Here is a 25,172-nt window from a genome sequence, read left to right on the forward strand (position 1 = left end):
TGATAGACTTTGGGGTGTTTACAAAAAAACTAAATGACTGGTGGTTTTGATCAACAGTCGCAGTCTGGAGGATAAAAAGCGTGGAAAGCACCCTCGGTTTAGAAATTATTGAAGTTGTCGAACAAGCGGCGATCGCCTCTGCCAAATGGATGGGGATGGGCGAAAAAGATACCGCCGACCAAGTGGCCGTTGAAGCCATGCGGGAACGGATGAATCAAATTCATATGCGCGGTCGCATCGTTATCGGTGAAGGGGAGCGGGATGATGCCCCCATGCTTTACATCGGTGAAGAAGTCGGTATCTGTACCCGTGAAGATGCCAAAGCCTATTGCAACCCCGATGAACTGATCGAAATTGACATTGCCGTTGACCCCTGTGAAGGCACCAACCTCGTTGCCAACGGTCAACCCGGTTCCATGGCAGTCCTCGCCATTTCCGAAAAAGGCGGTCTGTTCCATGCCCCCGACTACTACATGAAAAAATTGGCCGCGCCCCCAGCCGCCAAAGGGAAAGTTGACATTCGCAAGTCAGCCACCGAAAACATCAAAATTTTGTCTGAGTGCTTAAATCGTAGCCCAGAAGAATTAGTCATTATCGTGATGGATCGCCCCCGTCACAAAGATCTGATCAAAGAAATTCGAGCCACTGGCGCCCGGGTTCGTTTGATTAGCGATGGGGACGTTTCTGCGGCAATTTGTGCTGCCTTTGCTGGGACGAACATCCATGCGCTGATGGGAATCGGGGCCGCTCCGGAAGGGGTGATCAGTGCCGCCGCGATGCGTTGTTTGGGTGGTCACTTCCAAGGACAACTGATTTACGATCCCGCCGATGTGAATACCCCCGAAAGTGCGGACTGGAATCGCGAAGAAAATATCAAACGCCTCAAGTCCATGGGCGTTGAAGATCCGGACAAGGTTTACGAAGCAGAAGAATTGGCTTCCGGTGAAACGGTTCTGTTCGCGGCCTGTGGGATTACCCCCGGCACCCTCATGGAAGGGGTTCGTCTGTTCCATGGTGGCGCACGCACCCAGTCTCTGGTTATTTCTAGCCAATCCATGACAGCTCGCTTCGTGGATACCATTCACATGTGGGACAACCCCCAAAACATTCAACTCTAGGATCGGGCTTGACGGCGATCATTGGAGTTTAATCTGTCTGCAACAAAAGGGCGATCGCCAACAAGGGGTCGCCTTTTTTCGTGCGCTGTCAGCGATTAGGATGCCGTAAAGTTACATAAATTTTCTTTACAAAACCTTTTGTCCCTAAATGTTCGGAGACTACATTGCATAGGAAGTTAAAAAAATCCTTTAATAGAACTCTGCGCTTCCCTTGGATGTTGGAGCCCTAGAGAGATCAAACCTTTAGAGAAAACCCCATGAATATCGTTGTTGTTGGCCTGAGTCATAAAACAGCCCCCGTCGAAATCCGCGAAAAACTCAGTATTCAAGAAGCGAAAATGGACGAGGCGATCGCCCACCTCAAATCCTACCCCCACGTAGAAGAAGTCGCCGTTATCAGTACCTGTAACCGCCTTGAAATCTATGCCGTCGTGCAGGAAACAGAACAGGGCGTGCGGGAAATTTGCCAATTTCTCGCGGAAACAGGACAACTCCAACTCAACCGCCTGCGCCGTTACCTCTTCACCCTGCTGCACCAAGATGCCATTCGTCATTTATTGCGAGTCGCTGCGGGCCTAGAAAGCCTCGTTCTCGGCGAAGGCCAAATCCTCGCCCAGGTCAAAGCCGCCCACAAACTCGGTCAACAGCATAAAGGCCTAGGGCGCTTACTCGACCGGATGTTCAAACGGGCGATCACTGCCGGGAAACGCGTCCGCAGCGAAACCAACATTGGCACCGGGGCCGTTTCCATTAGCTCCGCCGCCGTGGAATTGGCCCAGATGAAGGTCAAGGATCTTTCCAATCAAAAAATTGCGATTATCGGTGCCGGGAAAATGTCGCGTCTGTTGGTGCAACACCTCGTTTCTAAAGGGGCTGAAGACATCACTATCGTCAACCGTTCCGAACGGGGGGCGCGGGATCTCGCGAAAAAATTCCCCGATGTGGATCTGCAATTAGAACTGTTACCAGAGATGCTCAATGTCGTTGAACAGGCGGACATTGTCTTTACCAGTACCGGGGCGACGGAACCGATTCTCGATCGGGCAAAACTGGAAAATCTCGATCTTCACACGTTAATTTTGATCGATATTTCTGTGCCCCTTAACGTTGCTGCCGATGTGGAAGAAATCGCCGGCGTGCGTTTATATAATGTGGACGCCCTCAAGGAAGTAGTCGCCCAAAACCAAGCATCCCGCCGCAAAATGGCCGAAGAAGCCGAAGCTCTTTTAGAAGAGGAAGTAGAAAACTATATCCAATGGTGGCAGTCCCTCGAAACCGTTCCGACCATTAGTTCCCTACGCAGCAAAGTCGAAAGCATTCGGGAGCAGGAGCTGGAAAAAGCCCTCTCTCGCCTCGGCGCAGAATTTGAAGAGAAGCACCAGGAAGTCATTGAAACCTTGACGCGGGGGATTGTTAATAAAATTCTCCATGATCCGATGGTGCAACTGCGGGCTCAACAGGACATCGAAGCCCGTCGAGTTTGTCTACAATCGCTGCAAATGCTGTTTAACCTCGAAACGGAAGAGGCGATTTAGCAAGAGCCTAAGGCATTATTAAACCCAATAAATTTCGGTTTGAGCCGGTGTTTTCGCTAGGATGATGAACGCGGAGACTCCGGCTCTGTAAGTTTATTTTTTAATTTCTTTTAAATTTCTGAGGTAAATAAATGCGCCAAAATCGATGGAAAAAGGCGATCGCCAGTTTGTTGATCGTGATTAGTTGTACGTTGGCTGCTTGTGGTGGCGTTGGTAGCCTCCAGGGCTATAGCAATGGCACCTATGGCTATCAGTTTCTCTATCCCAATGGTTGGATTCCCGTTGACGTCAGCAAGAGCGATACTGGCGTAGATGTGGTGTTTCGGGATTTGGTGGAATATTCCGAAAATTTGAGCGTCATTATCAGTGATGTTCCCGCCGATAAAGCCTTAAACGATCTCGGCACCCCCACCGACGTTGGCTATCGGTTCATGAAAGAAGCAAGCCAAAATAGCGATCGCCAACCTGAATTGATCCGGGCCGAAAGCCGCACCGACAAGGGCCAAACCTATTACACCCTCGAATATCGCGTCACCCTCCCTGAAGGTCAAATGCGCCATGACCTCGCCACCGTTGCCGTCAAGCTAGGGAAACTCTATACCTTTAATCTCTCGACCCGCGAAAGCCGTTGGCCCCAAGTGGAGAAACTCTTTAACGCGATGGTCAATTCCTTTAAGGTCTAATTGATGAGCCATATTGAAGCAATATTTTTGACACCTTGATCCGCCAGTGCATCCACCTGGGTATGCTGTAATTGCCTTTGTTTGCGCCGCCTTACCTCAAAACACCATGGAATTTGTCCTTGCGTCCGCTTCCCCAGCCCGTCGTCGTTTACTCCAAGGCATTGGGATCAACCCCATTGTCCACGTGAGTCACTTTGATGAATCCCAAATTCACCATGATGATCCGGCCCAGTTGGTCGAAGCCCTCGCTGCGGCCAAAGCAAAAACCGTGGCCCAACATCGTCAAGATGCTTTAATCCTCGGCTGCGATTCGGTGCTCCATGTCCGGGGCGAAATCCTGGGGAAACCGGCCTCCCCTACTGAGGCGATCGCCCGGTGGCAAACCATGCGGGGCCATTACGGTTTGCTCTATACAGGCCATGCCCTCGTGGATCAAACCCAAAACCAACTGCTCGTACGCCACGGAGTCACCAAAGTCTATTTCGCGGCCATTGACGATGACACCATTGCGGCCTATGTGCGCAGCGGTGAACCCCTACAATGTGCGGGGTGTTTTGCCCTTGAAGGAAAAGGGGGACTTTTTATCGAAAAAATTGAAGGCTGCCATAGTAATGTTATTGGCTTGAGCCTGCCGCTATTACGGGAAATGCTGACCCACCTCGGCTATACCGTTCAGCACCTGTGGCCCTAGGATCAGCGGCAATGTCAAACAAATAGGGCAATGTTACACTTACTGGCATTTTACCAACGACATTTTAGGGATGGGATATTCTGAGAAGAAATAACATCCGCCCAGCCACCATCCCCAGGCTTTTATCCATACCGCGCCCCCATTTTTGCGCCAACCCAGTGACCAAGGAGATTCCACCATGTCCTTAAGCGATGAATTTAAGCAAGCTCTCCGCAGCGGCGACCTTTCCAAAGCCTTTACGATGGTGGCGAGTAAGGCAGCAACCCTAAATATTACGACTCGCATTGTCCGTCATCCTGACCAGGGTGAGCCCTACCCTCCCGATACGAGTCTCCATACCCAAGTCGATCTCATTAATGGCACCGTCGAAAATGATGTCGGCGAGGCCGTACTCAATACTGCTCAGTACCAAAATCTCCAGCATTTTCACCAACAGCAGGTTGCCCTGGGTCACCGTAAAATTCAAGAAAATTTCCAGGGTTTGCAGCAGCTATTTCAGTTGCTCGTGACCCTGCAGCAATACGACCGCTTGATGAATGCCGAGGAACCCCTAGATTTGAAGTTCCTTGAAATTCCTAACCAAACGCTCATGGCTGCAACGGTGAAGGTTGTTGAGCCTTTTTCGGAAACGCCGCCGGAGAGTGACAAAATTCCCCCTCTGCCCCATAACTCCCTGCCAACGGTAGCCCCAGATGCCCCGACCGAATCAGCTGCGGAACCTCAGCCCAGCTTTGTCGCAGAAAAGAACGAGGCGAAGGATCTAGCGGATGCTGATTCTCTCAACTTTTTAGATAATTTTGCGGAAATTGCCCTGGATGAAACGCCAGAGGCATCTCTGACGATCCATGAGGCCCCAGAAATTGAAGATTGGGAAACCCCCGTTGATAGCACGGCGGCAGAACGGGCTAACGACGATCGCCCCGATGCCTATGTCCCCAATTTGGCAGATTTTGAAGTAGACAGCGATCCCTTCGGAGATGAGGCAGTAGACGCTTTAGAATTAGAAGATTTACTTGAAGACCCCGAAACTCCCGTAGCAGAGACAGCGACATCGTTAGAAACCACGGATCTAGATGCGGTCGATGATGAGACTTTATTTGCATTTTTGAATCAGGATTGGCACAATCACCCAGGCGTCACAGAGATCACGTCCCTCGATGGGCCGGAGACAGACCGATTGCCTTTACCTCCCCTTCCGGAAAATTGGTTGGAGCAGGAACTGGTCGCAGAAGCAGAGGCTTTACCTGATCTGGCAGAGTCCGAAGCTAATGATGGTGATAGTGAAGCAGACTTAGGGGACTTCAATGAAACCATCGCTGACTTTGGGGAGGATATTTTCATCGAGGATCTGGCCCTCGGCGAACTCCCGGAAGATGAACTTGGCGATCGCCTAAGCCAAGCCTTCCCGGATGTCACCACCGCCGATTTTGACAGTGACCCGGAAGCTTCATCAGAGTTGACGGCAGATGATGCCTTGCCCAGCGAGGAATTCAGCGAAGAAGAATTAGACTTTACGGACTCTGACTTAGAACGTTTAGAGACTTTGGCCGCCGCTGACTTGGACGATCTTCTGGGGAGTAATGAAGAAACGCTCATTGAAACCACCGAAGCAGATGCGGCGATCGCCCCCGAAGAAACCATTGCAGATCACCAAGACCTACCCACGGATCTAGAGGATTTGGACGCCTTTGATTTCAACCTCTTCCCCACAGATTTAGACGAAAATACCCTCGGCCCCTTAAATGCCCCAGACCTTGGCAGTTCAGACTTAGCCTTGGATCTAGAATTAGATGACAACGGAGACCTAGACCTCGATCCCGATGCTTTTGATGCCGATTTTGAGCTTGGGGCTGATCCCTTGGCAACGGCAGATCCCCTAGCCGAGGAAGACTTCGATCTGCCCAGTGATTTTGAGCTTGATCTCGAACCCATTGATCATTCCAACAATATTAGTGATGATTCTGGGTCAGATACCGATTCCCTAGAAGCTCCAGAAGCTCTATCTGAAGAAGATTTTGAGCAATTTGACGATTTTGAGTTTGACCTCGACCAGATGGATCTCTCTGGGGAAATGGCCCTTGATCCCCTCGATGCATCCTTTGATTTAGATCTAGAACAACAAGACTTCACCGAGGATATTCACATCGCCCCGGCTGATCCTGATGCCCCACCAGAATCCACGACGGATTCCGACGCTTGGCTGTCAGAGAGAGCCGACCCAGAGGAAGAAGATGCCGATATCTTTAACCTAGGGGAACTCGATGAGGCAGCACTGCTTGACTTTGATCTCGATCAAGACCATCTCTCCGAACTTGAAATCGAAGCCCTTGATCACCAGGAAAATTCCCACGACTTTGAGGCCAGTGAGTTCAGCAAAGAGACTGTGATTCAGGCAGATTTTCAACAGTCAGATGATCTTAGTCCGCAAGATGCTGCAGCCCTGGATTTTGACGACTTAGACCTTGACCTTGACCCCCAGACTTTACCACCGGAGGCCATGGCCCTTTGGGATGATGATCTTGACCTTACAGCCGATCTCCCTTCCCTAGGAGATGAAAGCAACGGCACCAGCGAGGCCAATCATCACCATGACGCAACAGCCGCTCCGACCAATGATTTCAGCGATGATAGTTGGTTAGAGGAACTTGATCTATCGGGTGAACTAGATCCTGATTTCGATCTTGCCCTTGATGACGAAAATTCAGCGATAGATATCACCAGCCTCGATAATCTGGATCAAGACAGTGCCATTGATCTATCCGCCAGCGATGCGGCGATCGCCCCCGATGGGGATCTAGATTTAGAAGAAGCGCTAGCAGATTTAGAAGAACTGAGTGCCTTTGATAGCAAGGACTTTGATGATTTTGATTTTGGAGACGAAGCGCCTCTTTTTCTAGAAGAAGAGTCCTAGGTGTTACTGCTAACGACGCTCCCAATTGTTTCATCCCACTTTTTTGGTCTCCCATGAATCGTTCTGCTCCCGAAGCCAAATCCCCTCAGCCCCAGCCTGCTGCTATGAACCCATTTATCCAGGCTCTAAATCAGGTTTTTCTGGATGCAACCACCCTAGAGGTCAGTACGATGGTGGTCGATGCCATTGATGGTCAGCGATTTATTCCCCAGGAGGTTTACCAAGATTTGTATTATCTCAGGGAGGATACGCTCAGCCAGCAGCATTATTCCCCCGATTTACAGGCGGCCTACGGCAATTTGCGATCGCAACTGGCGCGACAATACCACGCCCTCCTCAGGGAACCGACACACCCTTTGTATCATGGTGAAAACTCCGGCCCTCTACCCCCACTCCCCAATCCCACGGGCGATGCCCAAGATCAGCGGCAAATTCAAAATCTGCTTGGCGATCGCCAATTTCTCTGTTGCCTACGCAAACTAGGAGAACTAAAAATTGCCCTTGACCAACGCAAACGACAGCACCAACAAGCGAAACAGCCCCTCCCCGAAGGCATTATTTACGCGAAAACAATCCTGCAACTGGATGGCACCATTGCGAATACCTACACCGAAGCCCTGATGAGTCATCCCCACTGCACGACAATCCTCCAGGCCCACCAGCACAATATCCAAACCAGCGAACAGCAATGGCAGGGACTCTTAAGATTTTTTATCAGTCTCATTCAAGGCACGTTCAAACGACAACCCAAACCGAGTTCACAAACGTCCAAAGCCCGACCAAGCCTCCCCAGAGCGCCCCTTGTTAAGCCCCAATAGTTTTCTCTGTCATTTAAGCTTTTTGCCTTTCCTCCCGTGACTGTTTCCGCCCACCCCTACATCCAACTGGATCAAGAACAGCTAACGCCGCCACCGCAGTCCACACTCTGCCACGGGGTTTTATTTGTGTTGGATCACGATGACCTTTTGCAGCTCCTAGCGCTCAAAAACCAAGGGCAAACCCTAACGTTTACCGATGAGTTCAACCTCGCTTGGCGAAAATATGTGCTTTTTCGAGAAGGTGACTGGCCCCAGGCGTCCCTCTCTTTTCTGTTGCGTTACGAAGGGATCAACGTTTTAAAGACCCAAATTGGACTTGATGGCGGTGTGTTGCACCAAGTAGTAGCGGATCTACTGCCGTCGCCTTCCCTCTATCAACAGTTAGCAGAAATTCAAGGGTGGTTTATTGGGCAATTATTGACGCAATTACCCTGGCGACAACGAAAGTATGGTTTCAGTTATCTTGCCTGGCCCTTGGCGATCGCCTTTGTATTCATCTCTGTGATCTTGGGTTGGTCAACGCTGATGACGCAACCCCTACTGTGGATCCTCGTTCCCATCGTCTTGGGTCTGCTCGGCTGGGGATTGCAGACCTTATTACGACAATGGCGATATCCCCTAAAACGCTGGTTGTTTTCCCAGGTACTTTATGATCGCTTTGCCCAGCGCGATCGCCTGAGAAATTGGGGACTCCGCTGGCTCCATTACCTTTGATCGCTGATCAATTAACGCTAAAGCAAACTTGGGCCTAGGAGTTCATTGGCTCCGAGACCTGAGTTGTCTCCCCGTGGTTTACCCGCGACGGCAACTCCAGGCAGTAACCCGCCCCATAAACCGTTTTGATGTACTGGGGACGACGGGGCTCCGGTTCTAACTTCGTGCGCAGGTGGCGAACGTGTACCCGGATGGTCTCGATATCATCGGAAGGATCATAGCCCCACACTTCCTTGAGGATTTCGCTGGGAGAAATGGTCTGACCATGGCGTTGCAGGAGACAGTGGAGCAATTCAAATTCAAGGTGAGTCAATTTGATAGTCTGATCAAACCAAATCGCCTCGAATCGCTCTGGGATTAACGTTAACGGGCCGTAGTTCAAAATTTCTGTGTGTTTGGCGGCCTGGGGAATGCGATCGCTCCGTCGCAATAAAGCCCGCACCCGCACCAACATTATCTTCGACTTCAAAGGGCTTCGTGAGGTAATCATCGGCCCCGGCATTAAAGCCATCCACCTTATCTTGGGTCTGTCCCAGGGCGGTTAACATCAAAATGGGGATATCTGCTGTGCGTTCTTCCCGCCGGATCCGTTGACAAACGGTAAACCCGTCCACTTTCGGCAACATCAGATCCAGCATGACCAAATCGGGTTGTAGCTGCACCGCCAATGCCTGACCTTTAATACCGTCTTCGGCACGACTGACGTCATAACCCGCCATTTCAAGGTTTATCGCAACCAATTCGGCGATCGCCGGATCATCATCAATAATTAAAATTCGAGGCATCACAACCAAGCTAAAGCAACTGCTTCTATCTTAAAAGGAAAATTCAAAAGGATTAAGGAATTTTCACAAAATTCCCCGGTCATGACAATCAAAATTTATGGATAATCAGCCTTATTCTTTGATTTTCAAAGGTTTCACCTGCCCGATCTATTTAGAAAGAACATTACAGATTACCAAGCAATGTTAACTTTTGCGTAAATTTATCGGCACTCAGCCTCAAAAATCTAAAGAAAATCTTAAGGCGACAAGCGTGCTTTTTGGGCGCGATTCTTATGGTACCAAGCTGCAATTTCTGGACACCAAGTTTCAAAGTGAACAAATAATAATTCACAAAGTTGTTGGGCTTCTAGTTGGGCGTCTTTTTTCCAACGCAAATCTAACAAATGCATCAGCGATCGCACATTACAACTCATAACAAAGTGTTGCCGTGCATCAAAAGGAATCAAACTCCGAGCGTGCTCCTCTGCCAAGCCTTCTTCAATCCGTTGCCGATAGCGATCGCAGGCAGCCAGACACCATTCCTTATCCGCCTGGCGTTGTTCTTCTGAGTAAAAATATTTTTTCCCTTGACGATTGTCATACTTACCCACAGGCCGCAGGTAAAAGACCTCTTCTACGTCCCGCTTGCCTTCTGCAACGTCAATAATCCGCTGTCCTGTATAGCGGAAAGAATTGTGCACAACAACACCATTCGCCACAAAATTATGCCAAGGCCCTTGTACTTCCAGATCGTAGGTGGGCTGGATCCCAAGATATTCCACGGCAACCACCTTCACCGGATGCGCTTTTAAGCGGGGACCGCTATCTTTTGACTCGATCTGAAAACGAAGGAGCTTTTGTGAACATACTCGATCATTACGACGAGAATTATTAACGACAATCTCTAGATGCTGTCGATGACCCGCAGGAAGTTTTAATTGAAATTTCTTGGCCCAATGGCGAATCACGTCTGGGGAGCAGTCACAAATAATAGCAATTTGCTGAGCTGTTAACCCTTGTTTTACCTGTGCGGCTAACCAAGATTGCTGACTGTAGAGAGCATCGGGACGGACAACGCCGTTGGTCATGACTTCACAGGTTTTTGTCACTGCTAGGACTTGATGATCTTCATCGGTCATTAAACCCAGAGCTTCTCCCATACGTTGCCAGCCTTGGGTCGTGTAGAGACGATGATTAACGGTGCAGTCAAGGGTTTTTCCATCGGCTAAGGTCAGGCGATAAACGGGCTGCTCACCGCTACTCATTACATCTTGGAGATGGCCAATTTCAAAATTACCAGTGTCCTCATTCAGCACCCTTAGTGACATTTTTCGCAAGCGAGTTTTGCAGTCGCGGCGGTAAAAGCCCGGTTGTTCACCTTTGCGACCACGAATTTTGCGTTCCCGTATGGCTTTTTCTCCGTTGTGCCAGAGGTCATGGAGATCGCTAATTTTAATTTTGCGGAGAGATCCAGAGGCTTGAACAAAGGTGATTTCTGTATCTCCGGCGAGGCACTGTACATCAAAGGAGACGCCCACGCGATGAGTCCGGATTTGCTGCATCATCGAGTGGGGAAAGTAGCCCACATTAAAAACAATCTGGGGATGTTCCAGGGGGCCATAGTGACCGCGACCACCTGCCAAAAGATGTTTGACAATTAACTCCCCTGCTTTTTGTTCGTCTGGAAAATTACTCTGTTGTTCCCACACAAATTCCTCGCAGTAGTCCTGGTGCATGGCACTCCAGATGGTTTGTTGGGGGTTGGGGGTAGAGCGGAGCACTTCAACGCGAAATTTATCCATGACAATTCAAACTCAGGAGCAAATGGAGATGTAGGGAAAGAAAAGATTTGATTTCACCATAGACAAAAATAAGCGATGTCCATGGGGGTTGTAATAAAAATTGGGGCGATCGCCAAACACATTCAGAATCTATCTAGACCCTGGGCAAAGTGACTTTTCCGGCTTGGTTTTGGTATTTGCCCCCCCGATCAGAATAGGTGGTATTGCAAGGATCTCCTTCAAAGAAAAGTAGCTGCACAACCCCTTCATTGGCATAAATACGGCAGTCGGTACTAGAGGCATTGCTAAATTCAAGGGTGATTGCACCGCACCAGGAAGCCTCTAGGGGAGTTGTGTTCGCAATCAGACCGACACGGGCATAGGTGGACTTACCAAGACAGATCGCGGTGACGTTGGGGGGCATCTGAATTTTTTCGAGGGACACGCCCAAACCATAGGAATTAGCCGGAATAATAAAGTAGTCACCGTATTCATCGCGCTTGAGGTCAACCCGTTCAAGGTTTTCCGGGCTGAAAGCTTTGGGGTTTACAACGGTGCCAGGGATGTGGCGGAAAATAAGAAATTCTTCGGGGCTGAGGCGAATATCGTAGCCATAGCTAGACAGGCCGTAGCTGAGGGCTGGTACAGTCTGCTGGGGGGACAGTTGGATCTGGCGGATCAGTGAGGCTTCAAAGGGAGAAATCATCCCCTGTTGGGCTTGTTCGAGGATCCAAATATCGTTTTTCAGCATGTTCCCTACGGCAAAAATCAGACATTATATATTCCCACAACTGCTTACAAATTTATAGGCCTACGGCTAGGCGATCGCCCCTGGAATATCCCAACCGCGCCCCCGGAATCCCCCAACCGCCAAAAAATACTCCCTGCTTTAAAATACCGTTTGTAGCCAAATCGCTTTAAAATCAACCCATTACAACCAGACATAAGGAGTATTTCCATGAGCGCAGAAAGCATGATGTTCAACGGCTTTATCATTGCCATCACCGCAGTCCTCTTTGGTGTAGCTTGGGGATTTTTGATCCTCAAAATCCAAAATAAAGCAGGCAAAGCCGAATAGGTTCAGCGCGCGATTGTTAGGATAGGGGTATAGCCTTATATCCCTCCCTCACTGGCGATCGCCCCTCACAATCATGTTTAACTTTTTTAAAAATAAGCAAACCGAACCAGCCGCCCCGCCCCCACCGCAAGACCCAACACCACGGATCGAATTTTTCAACGGCATCAGCGAAGAACTCAGCAACGTTAGCCTGCAACGCAACCCCAAAACAGGCGTTAAATCCGTCTCCATGACCTTTGCCCAACTCAATGCCCTCGACCGTTTCCAGAGCTTTACCGCTGGTTCTAATGGCATTGTCCGACTGATCGACGAAGAAGGAGACATCGCCGTTACCCCCTCCAGTTGCCGCATCGTCTTTGGTGGCGAAGAAGGAGACGAACTGCGGGGTGTCATTTGTCGCTTTGAAATTGACAATGCTGACCACTGGGAAAGATTCATGCGTTTCATGCACCGCTACGCCGATGAACATGGCTTTGCCTATGGTGAAAGTGCTGAAACGTCCGATGAACCATCTCCATTAGCATCAGAAACAGATTCGGAAGCCTAGGATGCAGGATCAAGCCCCTTGTCATCCCAAAAGCGCATCGATCCCCATAAAGAGTATCAGCGGTTACGAATTTAGCGAAGAAAGAATGTGATTCTTTATCACAACTTCTTGCGGTGGCGAGAGATTTTTAGGCCATTCGAACTATCAGCAGGAAAATAAACAATTGTCGGAATCAAATAATATTGGTCTCCTCACAATGGGAAAGAATAATTTCCTCGTTTATTTTCTTGATATTCATAATTAATTGATTAGTTCGAACTCCCATAAGGTCGAAAATTGACAGTCTGACCTGCAGCTTGAGAATACTCTTTTTAGGATGGTAAACAATGCTTGGAGAAATGTGGTCATTTAATGGCAGGTATAAGATCCTGCACATGACCTGGTTTGCTTTTTTCCTGTCGTTCGTGGTGTGGTTTAATTTTCCACCTTTCGCAACCACCATCGCCCAGGACTTTGGCTTAGACAACGCTCAACTAGGCACAATCGGGTTGTGTAATGTTGCTTTGACGGTGCCCGCACGGATCATTATCGGCATGCTGTTAGATAAATACGGCCCCCGGTTAACCTACTCATTATTGTTGATCTACGCTGCGGTTCCCTGTTTAATTTTCGCGACGGCCCAGAGCTTTAATCAACTGGTATTAGGACGCCTCTTAATGGGGATTGTTGGGGCTGGTTTTGTGATCGGGATTCGGATGGTCGCAGAATGGTTTCCCCCCAAAGATGTGGGTACGGCAGAAGGCATTTACGGGGGCTGGGGTAACTTTGGCTCGGCATTTTCGGCCTTTACCATGGTGATTTTTGGGATCATTTTGGCCTTCCTCCCTGGTGCGTTTAATTTCGGCCAGCCGGAAAGTTTTAAGATTCTCTTTTTCCCGGAATTTAATACGGCTATTTTGAATTGGCGGGCGGCGATCGCCGGTACAGGGATTATCGCGGCTTTGTATGGGATGTTGTATTACTTCAGCGTGAGTGATACCCCCCCTGGGAAAACGTACCACCGCCCGAAGAGCGCCCGGGGCATGGAAGTCACCACCAAGAAGGATTTCTGGTTCCTGTTGGCCATGAATTTGCCTTTGACCCTGATTTTGATGGTGCTGGCTTGGCGTTTGCAAAAGGTGAATTTTTTAAATGGCACTGGCTTGGCGATCGCCATCCTGGCGCTAGTGGGCCTCTACCTGTTCCAGACCTACAACTGCTGGACTGTGAATAAGGACTTAATGACCGGGAAAAAACGCTATGCCCCGGAAGACCGCTATGACTTTAGCCAAGTGGCCATTTTAGAACTGACCTATATTGTGAATTTCGGTTCTGAGCTTGCGGTGGTGACCATGTTGCCGGCTTTCTTTGAAGGCACCTTTAGTTTAGACAAGGCAACGGCGGGGATTATTGCTTCTAGCTATGCGTTTATGAACTTGATGTCTCGCCCAGGGGGAGGCTTGATCTCCGATAAGATGGGCAGCCGGAAATGGACAATGGTTGTCCTCACGGTGGGTATGGGGATTGGTTATCTCCTGATGAGTTCGGTGGCGGGGACTTGGCCCTTGGCGATCGCCGTTTTGTTAACGATGGCCTGTTCTTTCTTTGTGCAAGCCGCAGAGGGTTCAACCTTTGCGATTGTTCCCCTCGTCAAACGACGCATTACCGGACAAATTGCAGGAAACGTTGGCGCCTACGGCAATGTGGGAGCAGTAGCCTATTTGACAGTGCTATTGTTGCTCACCGAAGCTTCGGCAGGGGCCAATGGGGGCGAACCCGTGATGGCAGCGGTGAATGCCGGTTTCTTCCAAGTGTTGGGGATTACGGGTTTAATTGTTGCTTTCCTCTGTGCTTTTTTCCTCAAAGAACCCAAGGGTTCCTTTGCTGAGTTCCATGAAGGCGAAACGGAAATGACAGCGACTCCTCCCGTTGAGGAAGAAGCAACCTATTAGGTTTTTGAGATTAGTTTAGGCACAACCTGTAAAACAAAAGTCATGGCAAGTAATGGCGTTTTACAGGTTTTTTCTATTACGCGCTTTGGGGCCATGGTAAGTCTCTCTTGATCATCGCCCCAGGGGATTTTTTCCTTAACTAATGCCATTTAATTTTCTGGCATTTTTTAACTCTATTATTGAAGTCTTAAAGTTAGCGGTTTAGCAATGGATCAACGCAAAACGAAAACCCTTTGTCCCTATTGTGGTGTTGGTTGTGGCCTCGAAGTTTCTGAGGTGATCAAAAATGAACAACCCACCCTCAAAGTCATGGGCGATCGCCAACATCCATCCAGCCTCGGTAAAGTCTGTGTTAAAGGCGCGACCATTGCCGAATCCCTCGATCAAGACCGCTTACTTTACCCCATGTATCGGCGATCGCTACAGGATCAATTCCAGCGCATTAGTTGGGATGACGCCTTTGAGCTAATCGTGGAACAGATCAAAACGGTAAAGGCAACCCTCGGCGTTGAAGGCATTGCCATGTATGGCTCCGGACAACTCCAAACCGAAGACTATTACACTGCCCAAAAACTCCTCAAGGGCTGCCTCGGTACCAACAATTTCGATGCCAACTCCCGCCTTTGTATGTCCTCCGCCGTGGCGGGCTATATCCAGAGCTTTGGGGCCGATGGGCCGCCCCCCTGCTACGAAGACCTAGAATTAACCGATTGCGCCTTTATTATCGGCAGCAATACCGCCGAATGTCACCCGATTGTGTTTAACCGCCTACGCGAACACCACAAACGCTCTAAAGCAAAATTAATTGTCGTTGATCCCCGCCGCACCAAAACCGCCGAAGTGGCCGATCTCCACCTGGCGATCAAACCCGGCACCGATATTGATTTACTCAACGGCATTGCGCATCTGTTACTGAAATGGGGCAAAATCGATACCCTCTTCATCGATGAATGTACCAAGGGCTTTTCTAAATATGCGATGCTCATCCAGAGCTATACTCCCGAAACGGTGGCCCGACGCTGTGGGATTCGCATTGATCACCTCGAACAAGCCGCAAAATATTGGGCCAATGCGGACAATGTTCTGTCCCTGTGGTCGATGGGGATGAACCAATCCGCCGAGGGTACAGCCAAGGTACGCACCCTAATTAATTTGCACCTAATGACCGGAGAAATTGGCAAGCCGGGGGCCGGGCCTTTTTCCCTCACGGGTCAACCCAATGCCATGGGGGGCAGAGAAGCGGGGGGACTGGCCCATTTACTGCCGGGATATCGCCTCGTCAAAAATCCAGAGCACCGCGCCACCTTAGAAAAAGCCTGGCAATTACCCCCAGGAACCATTTCTCCACTACCCGGAAAAGATGCCTGGGCAATGATCGAGGGGCTAGACAGGGGAACAGTGGGTTTGTTGTGGGTGGTGGCGACGAATCCAGCGGTGAGTATGCCCGACTTGGAACGCACCAAGGCCGCATTGTTAAAATCCCCTTTTACCATTTGCCAGGATGCCTATTACCCCACGGAAACATCGAACTACGCCCATCTCCTCTTGCCAGCGTTGCAGTGGGGCGAGAAAACAGGCGCAATGACCAATTCGGAGCGAGTTGTGACCTATTGTCCCCAGTTCCGCGATCGCCCCGGTGAAGCCTGGGCTGATTGGGAGATTTTCGCCGAGGTAGGACGCCGCCTCGGATTTCAGCAACAGTTCCGGGCGGTATCTTCAGCAGAGGTTTACGCCGAATTCGTGCAGCTCACGGGCGATCGCCCCTGTGATATGACGGGGCTAAGTCACCAACGTTTGGCCACCGAAGGGCCGATCCAATGGCCCTGTCCCGCTGGTGAGACCAAGAGCGATCCAGAAACAACAGCTGACAACCGGGGTTTATTGCAAAAATTATTCCACCAGGACGAACCCCTCAAGGGCAAACGGCTTTACACCGACCGACGGTTCCATACCCCCGATGGCCGGGCCAGATTTGCGGCGTACCACTCCCGGGGTCTGGCAGAGCCGCCAAACACCGACTATCCTTTTGTGCTGACCATTGGACGACTTTATGGCCATTGGCATACGATGACCCGCACGGGACGAATCAAAAAAATCCAAAAAATGCACCCAAATCCTTTCCTGGAAATTCACCCCCGCGATGCAGACCGTCTCAGCATTACCGATGGGGAAATGGTGGAAGTGCGATCGCCGCGCGGTATGGCCCGATTTCCAGCGCTGATCACGAAAAATATCACCCCTGGCACCGTTTTTGCGCCGATGCACTGGGGCGCTTTGTGGGGAGAAGATACCGAAGCTAATGCCCTGAGCCACGCCGAAGCCTGTCCCGATTCATTACAGCCGGAATTAAAAGCCTGTGCCGTGAATGTGCAAAAAATCACCGGCCCTGTTCCCCAGGAAAAAGCGACAGCCGAGCCTGTATTGCAGCAGCTTTAGGACGATCCGAAACCTGGGTTATGATATCCCTTTTGAACGTGATTGGGGTTGGTATGGCAGTGGACTACGACTTGGTGGTGATTGGGGCAACGGGGGCCGGCATCGCAACGGCAAAACGGGCGATCGCCTCTGGTAAAAAAGTTGCTTTAGTGCAGCAAACAGGGGAGCCACTCCAGGATCAACAGGTACTCGCCCTCGAAAAAACCTTGCTACACCTAGCCGAACAATCTCAACCAATGGATATTGCCGCTTGGGTCAAGGGGGCGATCGCCCCTGATGATTTCTATGAACCCTTGGCACGTCTGGCAGAAGCGGGCGTTGATGTGATTCCAGAAATGGGCAATTTTGTCTGGAAACCCAGCACCTGTTTTGTCACCGCAACCCGTCGCCTCCAAAGCAAACATTATGCGATCGCCACGGGCACCACTTGGGTTACCCCTCCCCAGGATGGCTTTTTAAGCCCCACTGACCTCTTAAATCCAGAAATTTGGCGCACCCTGCCAGAAAAAATTGTCCTTGTCGGTCACGATCCCTATTGCCTTACCCTTGCCTACTGCCTCGCAAAATTGGGAAAAACAGTCACGTTAACTAGCGAAAAAAGCCTATTGCCCACGGAAGATCCTGACTGCGTCCAACGGTTACAGACTTGCCTCGAAGTGGCGGGGGTAACGCTCCAGTTTGGGATCATCCCAGACCTTTTTAACCAGGAAAATAAAGCCGTCATTTGGGCCAAAGAGCGCCGGGGTTTAACGACGCAACTGAATTTGCCCCCCGATTTTTGTCAGCCGCCCCAGATGTGGCTACGGGTTGATCCTGAGCTTAGAACGCCCCGCAGCAATATTTATGGGGTCGGGCCAGTGCTTGGCGGTTATGCTTTGCCGGAATTGGCGATCGCCGAAGCGACAACCCTCGTGAACAATATGGCCCAGCGCCGGAAAATGCCCTGTGTCTACGGCGAAATTCCCTATCGTTTGTTTGAACCGCTACCTTTTGATCATGTGGGTGCCCAAGGTCAAAATCTGCCCCCCGACGCAAAAATCCTGAGTAAGACTCTAATGATCGATCGCGTTGATCAACTGCAATTTCCCCAAGACTTAACGCTCAAATTGTGGCTCGATGGCCAGGATCAACTGTTGGGGGCCACCATCCTCGGCGATCGCTCCGGCAAACTGATTTACCATTGCCGTGATTTGATTCAAACTAAAAAACCTTTCCAGACATGGGACAATCTCCTAGAAAATGCGGGCCTTTTGGCGGAGATGGTGTGGTGATGCAGCGTAAAACCCAGGCAAAATTTATCGTTTTTGAAGGGATTGACGGTTCCGGTAGTTCAACCCAAGCCGAGCTTTTGTACCAATATTTTCAGCGACAAAAGATCCCCGCCGTCCTCAGTCCCGAACCCTCCAATGGCATTATCGGCAACCTCGTTCGAGAAACTCTGCGGCAACGGCTGCGCTTTACCACCGATCCAACCCAACTAAATCGGCAACTGGCCTATCTCTTCGCTGGCGATCGCCATGATCACCTTTACAACGAAATTGACGGCGTCTTCAAACAACTTGCCGCTGGGATCCAGGTGATTACGACCCGCTATTATTTTTCTTCCCTCGCCTACAACGCCAGCAATGCCGCCGAATACGAATTTATTTACCGTCTCAATCAAGATTTTCCCAATCCCGATCTGGTGTTTTACTTCGATCTTCCCGTGGAGGTGGCCCTAGAGCGCGTCCAAAGGCGATCGCACCAAGAAATCTACGAAACCAAAACCAAACTTACCCAAGTGCGCCAAAACTATCAACAAATTTTTCAAACCTATCCAGGGAATTGGCAACAACTCGACGCCACCCAACCCCCTGAAACCATCCACCAGAAAATTCTTCAGACTATTGCTGATTATTTTGTAACTGCTCCTGAATCTGGGTCGGACTAGGTGGCGTCCCGAACTCCTCTAGGGGCTGCAACTCCAAATCAAACCCATTCCCATTGGGCGGCGGCAATGGCGTGCCACTGTCGAGGGGCTCAAGCTGAAAATCATTATTCGGATTGACTCCCGGCACCTGGGGAATTGTCGGCGTACCTGGATTCAAGCCCGGAGTTTGTTGGCCCTCAAAGAAAGAATCAAGGGCCTGTTCCCCCTGGATGCCTGCGCCTGTACCCAAGGCGACCCGTTCGCCACCAATGGATTTGAGCCAATCTAAAACCTGAATCACTTCCTGATAGGGCCGCTTTTCCGACGCATTGAGCACAACGACACCATTAGGATTGCGCCCTAAATAATCCTCAACAATTTGTGAAAATTGAGCCTGGGTCTCAATCAGTTGTTTTTCCACATAGATTTGCCCAAAGTCCGTCAAACTCACAATGACCATATCGGGCATTTGGGTCGTTGCGCTCTCCGCCACAGGCAAATTTAAGTTAATCGCTTGCTGTCGCGATAAATTCACTGCCGCCAGGATAAAAAAGGTCAGCACACAAAAAATCACATCGATCAGCGGAATAATTTCGATGCGCAGATCCGGCGCAGAATTTTCTTGCCAGAGTTGGAACGGCCTTAAACCCAAAGTTTCTGGCTTAATTGGCTCACGCTTCATTTTGGTCTCCTTCAATGAGCATTGCATCTACATTGTCAACAGAAGCAGGTAATCCTTCGAGATAATTTTGGCGATAGAGCATTTCTAGTTCACTGCCCGCTTGACGGAAAAGGCGCACCTGATTGCTCGAAAGCGCTTGGAACAAACGGTAAAAAGCCAAGGCCACAATCGCGACGATCAAACCCATCGCCGTTGAAAAGAGCGACTCACTGATCCCCAAGGTCACCCCCGTGGTCGAATCTGTACCTAAATCACTCAATTGGATTGATCCTAAGGAGTTGATTAAGCCCAAAACAGTTCCCAGGAGTCCCAACAAAGGCGAGAGGGCAATGACTGCTTCTAAGACCTTTTCACCGCGACGCATATTGGCCAATTCTTCGTCTGCCGCCGCTTCAAGGGCCAAGTGAAAAATTTCTGGGTCGGTAGCCTGTTGCTTCAAAGGAGCATAGAGAAAGCGACCAAGGGGATGTTTTTGGCAGGTGCGGGCAATTTCACTCACCGCTTGCCATTGGTAATGGGCCGCATCCAAAATTTTGTCCTGGACCCGCTGGCTTTGTTGGATCACTTTCCACCAAAACCAAAGCCGCTCAATAATCGTACTCAGAGCCATAATCGACAAGAGTACCAAGGGCCACATCGCTGGCCCCCCACGGTTTAGGATATCTAGAACATTCACCGAGGCACCTCACTCCGGTCACACCAAAAAAAAGACTGCTCCAATTCTAAGGTTTTTAATGGTGTTTTATTCGTCTGTTGGAGGGCAGAAATTTTTAGGGAAGTTTCTGGATTTTTTGATTATTGGATCGGATTGTGGATCGTTACCAGTTTTGTCCCGTCGGGAAAAGTCGCTTCTACCTGTACTTCATCCACCATTTCGGCGACCCCGGCCATGACATCATCACGGGTCAGCCAAGTCTGTCCTTCGCTCATCAGTTCGGCGACCAGTTTACCTTCCCTTGCCCCTTCGAGGATTAAGCCTGAAATGTAGGCCACCGCTTCAGGATAGTTGAGCTTGAGTCCTTTATTTTTCCGGCGTTCCGCCACTAAAAAGGCCGTGAAAATGAGCAGCTTGTCTTTTTCCTGGGGCGAGAGTTGCATGGTTTGGACTGATACGCAGATGAATGTGATTTTAGTCTACCTTGACTCCCCTAAATTCAAACCCACTACCCCAGTAATCAGGTCGAGAACTTTTTATTTTTTCTGAGCTAATCAGTAAAGTAATATGGATAAAAATGTGTAAAGCTATATGTACTCATCGTTTGAGTGGCATCATCAACGGAATATTAGTAACAAAGCAAAACATGGTGTTGATTTTGAAACGGCCCAATATGCTTTCTTTGATCCCCGTCGTTTAATTGTCCATGATGCTCAGCATAGCGAGGTGGAAGAGCGATAGTTCTGCATTGGTAAAGTAGAAGAGCGTATTTTGACGGTGCGGTTTACCTATCGCCATCAGGTTATTCGTATTTTTGGTGCTGCTGAATGGCGTCAATGGAGAAAATTTTATGAGCAATATCACGCCGGATCCCGCTAAACCGATTGGTGAAGTTACTGTGGTGAGAGATTTTTTACCGGCACCGGAGGAATTGATTCCCAAGAAAAACCATGTGCGGGTGACGATGGAATTTACCCAGGAAAGCATTGAATTTTTTAAACAAGAAGCAAAACGCCACAACGCTTCCTACCAAGCGATGATTCGTAATCTTGTGGATGCCTATGCGAGACAACACCAGTAAGGTTTTGAAACTATTGCGCCACGACAAAGGGGGCCAGTAACCCGATCGCCATTCCACCTAAGACCAGCCAGAGAGAATTGATTTTGTATTTGGTCAAGAGGAATAAAGCGGCGATCGCCACCCCAATGGTCAGAGGATCAACTAAAGAAGATTGCGCCAGAAACACGGTGACAACGGTCATGAGACTCAGCGCACCAATATTCACCCCATCGAGAAAGGCCCGGAATGATTTGGCCTGGAGCAGTTTCGGCAAAATTGGATTGAGAATCGCCACAAAGAGAAAAGAAGGGAGGAACATCCCCAAGGTGGCAACCCCGGCCCCTGGCACTCCGCCGAGCAAATAGCCGATAAACGTCGCCGTCGAAGATAAAGGCCCTGGGGTGATTTGACCAATGGCGATCGCATCGAGGAGTTGTTGATCCGTCAGCCAACCGAGGCGCTCCACAAAATCTGCCCGCAAAAAAGCCACGAGGACGTAGCCACTGCCATAGAGCACCGCCCCCACCTTAAGAAACATTAAAAAAAGCCAGCCCAAACTGAAATTTGCAGGGGTGCCATTTAATAGCAACAGAAACGGAGCGGGAACAATGCTACGGGTTTGTTTTGTTTTTAGCCATTGGCCTCCCAGTTTTTTCCCTAGGCCAATGAAGCCACTCAGAAACAACAACCACAGTTCATGGAGACCGACCAGGGATAGCACCACATTAAATACCGCTAAGCCGATCCCAAATCTATCTTTAATTGCCTTTTTCCCAAGCTTCCATAGGGCCTGGGCAATAATGGCGATCGCCACTGGTTTGACCCCATAGAGCAGCCATGTCCCCTGGGGTGTTGTGCCAAACTGCTGATAGGCGATCGCACAGAGCAGCATTAAACCCACCGCCGGAGCCGTAAAACTAAGGCCTCCCATGAGCAAACCCCACCAACCGGCGCGCTTAAAACTGAGGTGGATTGCCATTTCCGTAGAATTGGGGCCAGGAATTAAATTTGTTGCGCCGAGAATGTCGAGAAATTCCTGTTCCGTGAGCCAGTGGCGTTTTTTTACCACCTCGTCGTGCATCATCGCAATGTGAGCCACAGGGCCGCCAAACGCCGTAAAACCTAATCGCAAAAATAATCGAGAAATCTCCCGCAGTTCAGACCATTGCGCCATGATGAATGTTATCGAAATGTTTAATCATTTCCCCCTCTGCCTAGGCCACAACCCCTAATAAATTCGTGCCACAATAAGTGAAAGATGACTATTGCATCACAGTGTAGGAGGGTTACCTATGGTTGCTACGCCAATTAAAACCGAAAAGCGGTTAACGATCCAGACAGAAAAGGTTAACGACAACACCACAACGATTCGTTCACTGGACTGGGACCGTGATCGCTTTGACATCGAATTCGGCTTGCAAAATGGCACCACCTACAATTCCTACATCATCCGGGGCGAAAAAGTTGCCCTTGTGGATACTTCCCACGCGAAGTTTCGGCAGCGATACCTCGATGCGCTCACCGGCGAAATTGACCCGAAAACCATTGATTACCTGATCATTAGTCACACAGAGCCGGATCACAGTGGCCTCGTTAAAGATGTTTTGAAAATTGCCCCCCAAGCAGTGGTGGTCGGCGCAAAAATTGCGATTAAGTTCCTTAAGGATTTGGTACACGATCCCTTTGAATTTATCGAAGTGAAAAGTGGCGATCGCCTCGATTTAGGCAACGGTCACAACCTTGAATTTGTCAGTGCACCGAACCTCCACTGGCCCGACACGATTTTTACCTACGATCCGGCGAGCGAAATTCTGTTTACCTGCGATGCCTTTGGGATGCACTATTGTTCTGATGCTACCTACGACGAGGATCTCCAGGCGATCACACCGGATTACCGTTTTTACTACGAATGTTTGATGGCTCCCAACGCCCGCTCCGTTCTCAGTGCGATGAAACGGGTGGACAAGCTCGACGGGGAAATCTCCTTAGTTGCCAATGGCCATGGCCCCCTGCTGAAGCACAACACTAAGGAAATGATGGAATGGTATCGCCAGTGGAGTGAGGCCCAAACCAAGGGCGATAAGATGGCGGCGGTATTCTATGTCTCCGATTATGGCTACAGTGACCGTATTTCCCAGGCGATCGCCAAGGGGATTACCAAAGCCGGGGTTGCCGTAGAAATGGTCGATCTCAAAGTCGCAGATCCCCAGGATGTCCACGAAATTGTTGGTCGCGCCGCAGGGCTAGTGATCGGCATGCCCCCCATCGACAGCGCCTACAACGCCGAATTAAGCAAAGCCGTGGGCACCATTCTCGCCGCCTCAAAGGACAAACAAGTCGTCGGACTATTTGAATCCTACGGCGGCAACGACGAACCCATTGATCCGTTGCTGATGCGCTTCCGGGATGCTGGCTTGACCAAAGCTTTTGATTCGATCCGCGTCAAGGATGAACCCAGCGAAGGTCTTTATCAGCTCTGTGAAGAATCTGGTACTGACCTCGGCCAATTGCTCACCCAAAAAGAAAAGCTCAAACAACGGAAAAATATCGATACTGAACTCGATAAAGCGATGGGACGCATCAGTGGCGGCCTGTACATCATCACCGCCCAGAAAGGCGACATGAAAGGGGCAATGGTCGCCTCCTGGGTGACCCAAGCCAGTTTTGAACCCCCCGGTTTTACGGTAGCCGTAGCAAAAGACCGAGCGATTGAATCCCTGATGCAAGTGGGCGATCGCTTTGTGTTGAATATCCTCGAGGAAGGGAAATACCAACCTTTGATGAAACATTTCCTCAAGCGTTTTCCCCCCGGCGCAGACCGCTTTGAAGGGGTAAAAGTGCAAACCGCGAAAAACGGTTCCCCGATTTTGAATGATGCCCTGGCCTACCTCGAATGCGAAGTGGTCAGTCGGATGGAATGTAGCGATCACTGGATTGTGTATAGCAAAGTCGCTGCGGGTCGCGTCTCCAACCCCGATGGTTTAACTGCTGTTCACCACCGCAAAGTGGGTAATTATTACTAACTAACTTGAATTTCTAACTTTTACAGGGGAGTATTCGTTTTTGATTACTCCTTTTTTTCTTGGATTAAAATAAAACAGTAAACATTGCAGGCGATCGCCATGGTTCATCCCGATCTTAGTGCTATTCTTGAACGACTGCGAGACTCTCTCGAAAGAATCTATGGGCCAGAACTCAAAGACTTAATCCTATTCGGGTCACAGGCGAAAAATACGGCAAAAGAAGACTCAGACATTGACATTGCCATTGTTTTAAAACACAATTTTGATTTGGATCAAGAATTAGAAAAAACTAGCGCCATAATTGCCGATATCTGCTTAGAATATGACATCTTAATCAACCGTATTTTTATGGACAATGAATATTTTGAAAAACATCGGAGTGCTCTAATTCGGAATATTCAGCGAGAAGGTATTTATTTGTGAATTGCCAGCAGCAAAACTTAATGAGTAAGGCAGCTGAAAGTTTAGAAGCAGCCAAATTATTACGAGACAATCAATACTTTGATTATTCGGTTTCGCGAGCTTACTACACAATGTTTTACTTAGCCGAAGCTTTTTTAGAAGGAGAAGCAAAAACTTTTTCGAGTCATGCTGCTGTGATTTCTGCTTTTGGTCGGGATTTTGCTAAATTAGGTAAAGTGCCACGGGAATTTCATCGTTTTTTTATTGATGCCCAGTCTCTTCGACAGACAGGTGACTATGGAAAATTTCAGGCAATTTCTGAATATCAAGCGAATCAACAAATTGAAAATGCTACAAAATTTCTTACTTTTGCTAGGGATTATTTCAAAGAATTTTAAGAATTATGTTGCCTAGAAAGCGATCGCCAAAGGGAC

The 25,172-nt window shown here is 49.5% G+C and carries 24 protein-coding genes and 1 pseudogene; 18 read left to right on the forward strand and 7 right to left on the reverse strand.

Annotated elements, in window-relative coordinates:
* Nucleotides 1–80: 80 nt before the first annotated feature.
* From glpX to FEK30_RS10720, 7 genes are all read left to right on the forward strand, one after another.
* A complete protein-coding gene (gene glpX, locus FEK30_RS10690) occupies nt 81–1,118 on the forward strand; it encodes a class II fructose-bisphosphatase (RefSeq protein ID WP_012306921.1) in 1,038 nt (345 codons plus the stop codon).
* 257 nt (nt 1,119–1,375) lie between these two features.
* A complete protein-coding gene (locus FEK30_RS10695) occupies nt 1,376–2,653 on the forward strand; it encodes a glutamyl-tRNA reductase (protein ID WP_012306922.1) in 1,278 nt (425 codons plus the stop codon).
* A 131-nt stretch (nt 2,654–2,784) separates the two neighbouring features.
* Nucleotides 2,785–3,336 (forward strand): photosystem II reaction center PsbP, encoded by a 552-nt coding sequence (gene psbP, locus FEK30_RS10700; RefSeq protein WP_012306923.1) that lies wholly within the window; start codon nt 2,785–2,787, stop codon nt 3,334–3,336.
* Between the two features lie 106 nt (nt 3,337–3,442).
* A complete protein-coding gene (locus FEK30_RS10705) occupies nt 3,443–4,027 on the forward strand; it encodes a Maf family protein (RefSeq protein WP_030006517.1) in 585 nt (194 codons plus the stop codon).
* Between the two features lie 178 nt (nt 4,028–4,205).
* On the forward strand, nt 4,206–6,938 hold the full coding sequence (locus tag FEK30_RS10710; RefSeq protein ID WP_138073178.1) for a hypothetical protein: 2,733 nt from the start codon (nt 4,206–4,208) through the stop codon (nt 6,936–6,938).
* A 53-nt stretch (nt 6,939–6,991) separates the two neighbouring features.
* A complete protein-coding gene (locus FEK30_RS10715; protein WP_138073179.1) occupies nt 6,992–7,756 on the forward strand; it encodes a DUF8581 family protein in 765 nt (254 codons plus the stop codon).
* Between the two features lie 36 nt (nt 7,757–7,792).
* Nucleotides 7,793–8,470: a hypothetical protein gene (locus FEK30_RS10720; RefSeq protein WP_138073180.1), complete on the forward strand. Its 678-nt coding sequence runs from the start codon at nt 7,793–7,795 to the stop codon at nt 8,468–8,470.
* Nucleotides 8,471–8,504: 34 nt separating this feature from the next.
* On the opposite strand, the pseudogene FEK30_RS10725 reads toward FEK30_RS10720, so the two are convergent.
* From FEK30_RS10725 to dcd, 3 genes and pseudogenes are all read right to left on the reverse strand, one after another.
* Nucleotides 8,505–9,255, reverse strand: a pseudogene (locus FEK30_RS10725) (response regulator transcription factor).
* A 236-nt stretch (nt 9,256–9,491) separates the two neighbouring features.
* On the reverse strand, nt 9,492–11,036 hold the full coding sequence (gene thyX / locus FEK30_RS17230) for an FAD-dependent thymidylate synthase (protein WP_030006522.1): 1,545 nt from the start codon (nt 11,034–11,036) through the stop codon (nt 9,492–9,494).
* A gap of 133 nt (nt 11,037–11,169) precedes the next feature.
* On the reverse strand, nt 11,170–11,766 hold the full coding sequence (gene dcd / locus FEK30_RS10735; protein WP_030006523.1) for a dCTP deaminase: 597 nt from the start codon (nt 11,764–11,766) through the stop codon (nt 11,170–11,172).
* A gap of 207 nt (nt 11,767–11,973) precedes the next feature.
* Here dcd and petM point away from each other — a divergent pair, with 207 nt between their 5' ends.
* The 6 genes from petM (at nt 11,974) to tmk (ending at nt 18,937) form a co-directional block, all read left to right on the forward strand.
* Nucleotides 11,974–12,093, forward strand: a complete 120-nt coding sequence (petM, locus tag FEK30_RS10740; RefSeq protein WP_012306931.1) for a cytochrome b6-f complex subunit PetM — start codon at nt 11,974–11,976, stop codon at nt 12,091–12,093.
* A gap of 73 nt (nt 12,094–12,166) precedes the next feature.
* Nucleotides 12,167–12,640, forward strand: coding sequence for a photosystem II reaction center protein Psb28 (gene psb28 / locus FEK30_RS10745; RefSeq protein ID WP_065716329.1), 474 nt, complete (start codon nt 12,167–12,169; stop codon nt 12,638–12,640).
* A 326-nt stretch (nt 12,641–12,966) separates the two neighbouring features.
* Nucleotides 12,967–14,571 carry an MFS transporter gene (locus tag FEK30_RS10750; protein ID WP_065710572.1) on the forward strand — a complete coding sequence of 535 codons (1,605 nt, stop codon included), beginning with the start codon at nt 12,967–12,969 and terminating at the stop codon, nt 14,569–14,571.
* 207 nt (nt 14,572–14,778) lie between these two features.
* The gene (locus FEK30_RS10755; protein ID WP_138073181.1) at nt 14,779–17,007 is read left to right on the forward strand and encodes a molybdopterin oxidoreductase family protein; all 2,229 of its coding nucleotides are present in this window, start codon (nt 14,779–14,781) and stop codon (nt 17,005–17,007) included.
* A gap of 20 nt (nt 17,008–17,027) precedes the next feature.
* The gene (locus tag FEK30_RS10760) at nt 17,028–18,278 is read left to right on the forward strand and encodes an FAD-dependent oxidoreductase (RefSeq protein ID WP_138073182.1); all 1,251 of its coding nucleotides are present in this window, start codon (nt 17,028–17,030) and stop codon (nt 18,276–18,278) included.
* A complete protein-coding gene (gene tmk, locus FEK30_RS10765; protein ID WP_138073183.1) occupies nt 18,278–18,937 on the forward strand; it encodes a dTMP kinase in 660 nt (219 codons plus the stop codon). The genes FEK30_RS10760 and tmk overlap by 1 nt, the downstream gene beginning before the upstream one ends.
* Here the strand turns inward: tmk and FEK30_RS10770 are convergent.
* The 3 genes from FEK30_RS10770 to ureA all read right to left on the reverse strand — a co-directional run bounded on the left by FEK30_RS10770 (nt 18,891) and on the right by ureA (nt 20,696).
* Entirely contained in the window at nt 18,891–19,598 is a 708-nt protein-coding gene (locus FEK30_RS10770; RefSeq protein ID WP_138073184.1) for an ExbD/TolR family protein, read from the reverse strand. The two genes, tmk and FEK30_RS10770, sit on opposite strands and share 47 nt — an antisense overlap.
* Complete coding sequence (locus FEK30_RS10775) at nt 19,588–20,235, reverse strand: MotA/TolQ/ExbB proton channel family protein (protein WP_012306938.1); 648 nt, start codon at nt 20,233–20,235, stop codon at nt 19,588–19,590. The genes FEK30_RS10770 and FEK30_RS10775 overlap by 11 nt, the downstream gene beginning before the upstream one ends.
* Before the next feature lie 158 nt (nt 20,236–20,393).
* Nucleotides 20,394–20,696 carry an urease subunit gamma gene (gene ureA / locus FEK30_RS10780; protein WP_012306939.1) on the reverse strand — a complete coding sequence of 101 codons (303 nt, stop codon included), beginning with the start codon at nt 20,694–20,696 and terminating at the stop codon, nt 20,394–20,396.
* Between the two features lie 148 nt (nt 20,697–20,844).
* Here ureA and FEK30_RS16895 point away from each other — a divergent pair, with 148 nt between their 5' ends.
* Both FEK30_RS16895 and FEK30_RS10790 read left to right on the forward strand, forming a co-directional pair.
* Nucleotides 20,845–20,994, forward strand: coding sequence for a BrnT family toxin (locus FEK30_RS16895; protein WP_220094719.1), 150 nt, complete (start codon nt 20,845–20,847; stop codon nt 20,992–20,994).
* Between the two features lie 109 nt (nt 20,995–21,103).
* Nucleotides 21,104–21,334 carry a hypothetical protein gene (locus tag FEK30_RS10790; RefSeq protein ID WP_065711658.1) on the forward strand — a complete coding sequence of 77 codons (231 nt, stop codon included), beginning with the start codon at nt 21,104–21,106 and terminating at the stop codon, nt 21,332–21,334.
* A gap of 10 nt (nt 21,335–21,344) precedes the next feature.
* Here FEK30_RS10790 and chrA read toward each other — a convergent pair whose 3' ends face one another.
* Nucleotides 21,345–22,487, reverse strand: coding sequence for a chromate efflux transporter (gene chrA / locus FEK30_RS10795; protein ID WP_138073185.1), 1,143 nt, complete (start codon nt 22,485–22,487; stop codon nt 21,345–21,347).
* A 118-nt stretch (nt 22,488–22,605) separates the two neighbouring features.
* On the opposite strand from chrA, the gene FEK30_RS10800 reads away from it, so the two are divergent.
* From FEK30_RS10800 to FEK30_RS10810, 3 genes are all read left to right on the forward strand, one after another.
* The gene (locus FEK30_RS10800; protein ID WP_138073186.1) at nt 22,606–24,336 is read left to right on the forward strand and encodes a diflavin flavoprotein; all 1,731 of its coding nucleotides are present in this window, start codon (nt 22,606–22,608) and stop codon (nt 24,334–24,336) included.
* Nucleotides 24,337–24,435: 99 nt separating this feature from the next.
* A complete protein-coding gene (locus FEK30_RS10805; protein ID WP_138073187.1) occupies nt 24,436–24,759 on the forward strand; it encodes a nucleotidyltransferase domain-containing protein in 324 nt (107 codons plus the stop codon).
* Nucleotides 24,756–25,136, forward strand: a complete 381-nt coding sequence (locus FEK30_RS10810) for a HEPN domain-containing protein (protein WP_138073188.1) — start codon at nt 24,756–24,758, stop codon at nt 25,134–25,136. Before FEK30_RS10805 ends, FEK30_RS10810 begins: the two co-directional genes overlap by 4 nt.
* The last annotated feature ends 36 nt before the right edge of the window (nt 25,137–25,172 follow it).

The sequence above is a fragment of the Picosynechococcus sp. PCC 11901 genome (genome assembly GCF_005577135.1).
Lineage (GTDB): Bacteria > Cyanobacteriota > Cyanobacteriia > Cyanobacteriales > MRBY01 > MRBY01.

Coding starts and splice junctions, on each gene's coding strand:
- FEK30_RS10695 (WP_012306922.1), top strand. CDS start 1,376: ATGAATATCGTTGTTGTTGGCCTGAGTCATAAAACAGCCCCCGTCGAA.
- psbP (WP_012306923.1), top strand. CDS start 2,785: ATGCGCCAAAATCGATGGAAAAAGGCGATCGCCAGTTTGTTGATCGTG.
- FEK30_RS10705 (WP_030006517.1), top strand. CDS start 3,443: ATGGAATTTGTCCTTGCGTCCGCTTCCCCAGCCCGTCGTCGTTTACTC.
- FEK30_RS10710 (WP_138073178.1), top strand. CDS start 4,206: ATGTCCTTAAGCGATGAATTTAAGCAAGCTCTCCGCAGCGGCGACCTT.
- FEK30_RS10715 (WP_138073179.1), top strand. CDS start 6,992: ATGAATCGTTCTGCTCCCGAAGCCAAATCCCCTCAGCCCCAGCCTGCT.
- thyX (WP_030006522.1), bottom strand. CDS start 11,036: ATGGATAAATTTCGCGTTGAAGTGCTCCGCTCTACCCCCAACCCCCAA.
- dcd (WP_030006523.1), bottom strand. CDS start 11,766: ATGCTGAAAAACGATATTTGGATCCTCGAACAAGCCCAACAGGGGATG.
- petM (WP_012306931.1), top strand. CDS start 11,974: ATGAGCGCAGAAAGCATGATGTTCAACGGCTTTATCATTGCCATCACC.
- psb28 (WP_065716329.1), top strand. CDS start 12,167: ATGTTTAACTTTTTTAAAAATAAGCAAACCGAACCAGCCGCCCCGCCC.
- FEK30_RS10750 (WP_065710572.1), top strand. CDS start 12,967: ATGCTTGGAGAAATGTGGTCATTTAATGGCAGGTATAAGATCCTGCAC.
- FEK30_RS10755 (WP_138073181.1), top strand. CDS start 14,779: ATGGATCAACGCAAAACGAAAACCCTTTGTCCCTATTGTGGTGTTGGT.
- FEK30_RS10760 (WP_138073182.1), top strand. CDS start 17,028: ATGATATCCCTTTTGAACGTGATTGGGGTTGGTATGGCAGTGGACTAC.
- tmk (WP_138073183.1), top strand. CDS start 18,278: ATGCAGCGTAAAACCCAGGCAAAATTTATCGTTTTTGAAGGGATTGAC.
- FEK30_RS10770 (WP_138073184.1), bottom strand. CDS start 19,598: ATGAAGCGTGAGCCAATTAAGCCAGAAACTTTGGGTTTAAGGCCGTTC.
- FEK30_RS10775 (WP_012306938.1), bottom strand. CDS start 20,235: ATGTGGCCCTTGGTACTCTTGTCGATTATGGCTCTGAGTACGATTATT.
- ureA (WP_012306939.1), bottom strand. CDS start 20,696: ATGCAACTCTCGCCCCAGGAAAAAGACAAGCTGCTCATTTTCACGGCC.
- FEK30_RS16895 (WP_220094719.1), top strand. CDS start 20,845: ATGTACTCATCGTTTGAGTGGCATCATCAACGGAATATTAGTAACAAA.
- FEK30_RS10790 (WP_065711658.1), top strand. CDS start 21,104: ATGAGCAATATCACGCCGGATCCCGCTAAACCGATTGGTGAAGTTACT.
- chrA (WP_138073185.1), bottom strand. CDS start 22,487: ATGGCGCAATGGTCTGAACTGCGGGAGATTTCTCGATTATTTTTGCGA.
- FEK30_RS10800 (WP_138073186.1), top strand. CDS start 22,606: ATGGTTGCTACGCCAATTAAAACCGAAAAGCGGTTAACGATCCAGACA.
- FEK30_RS10805 (WP_138073187.1), top strand. CDS start 24,436: ATGGTTCATCCCGATCTTAGTGCTATTCTTGAACGACTGCGAGACTCT.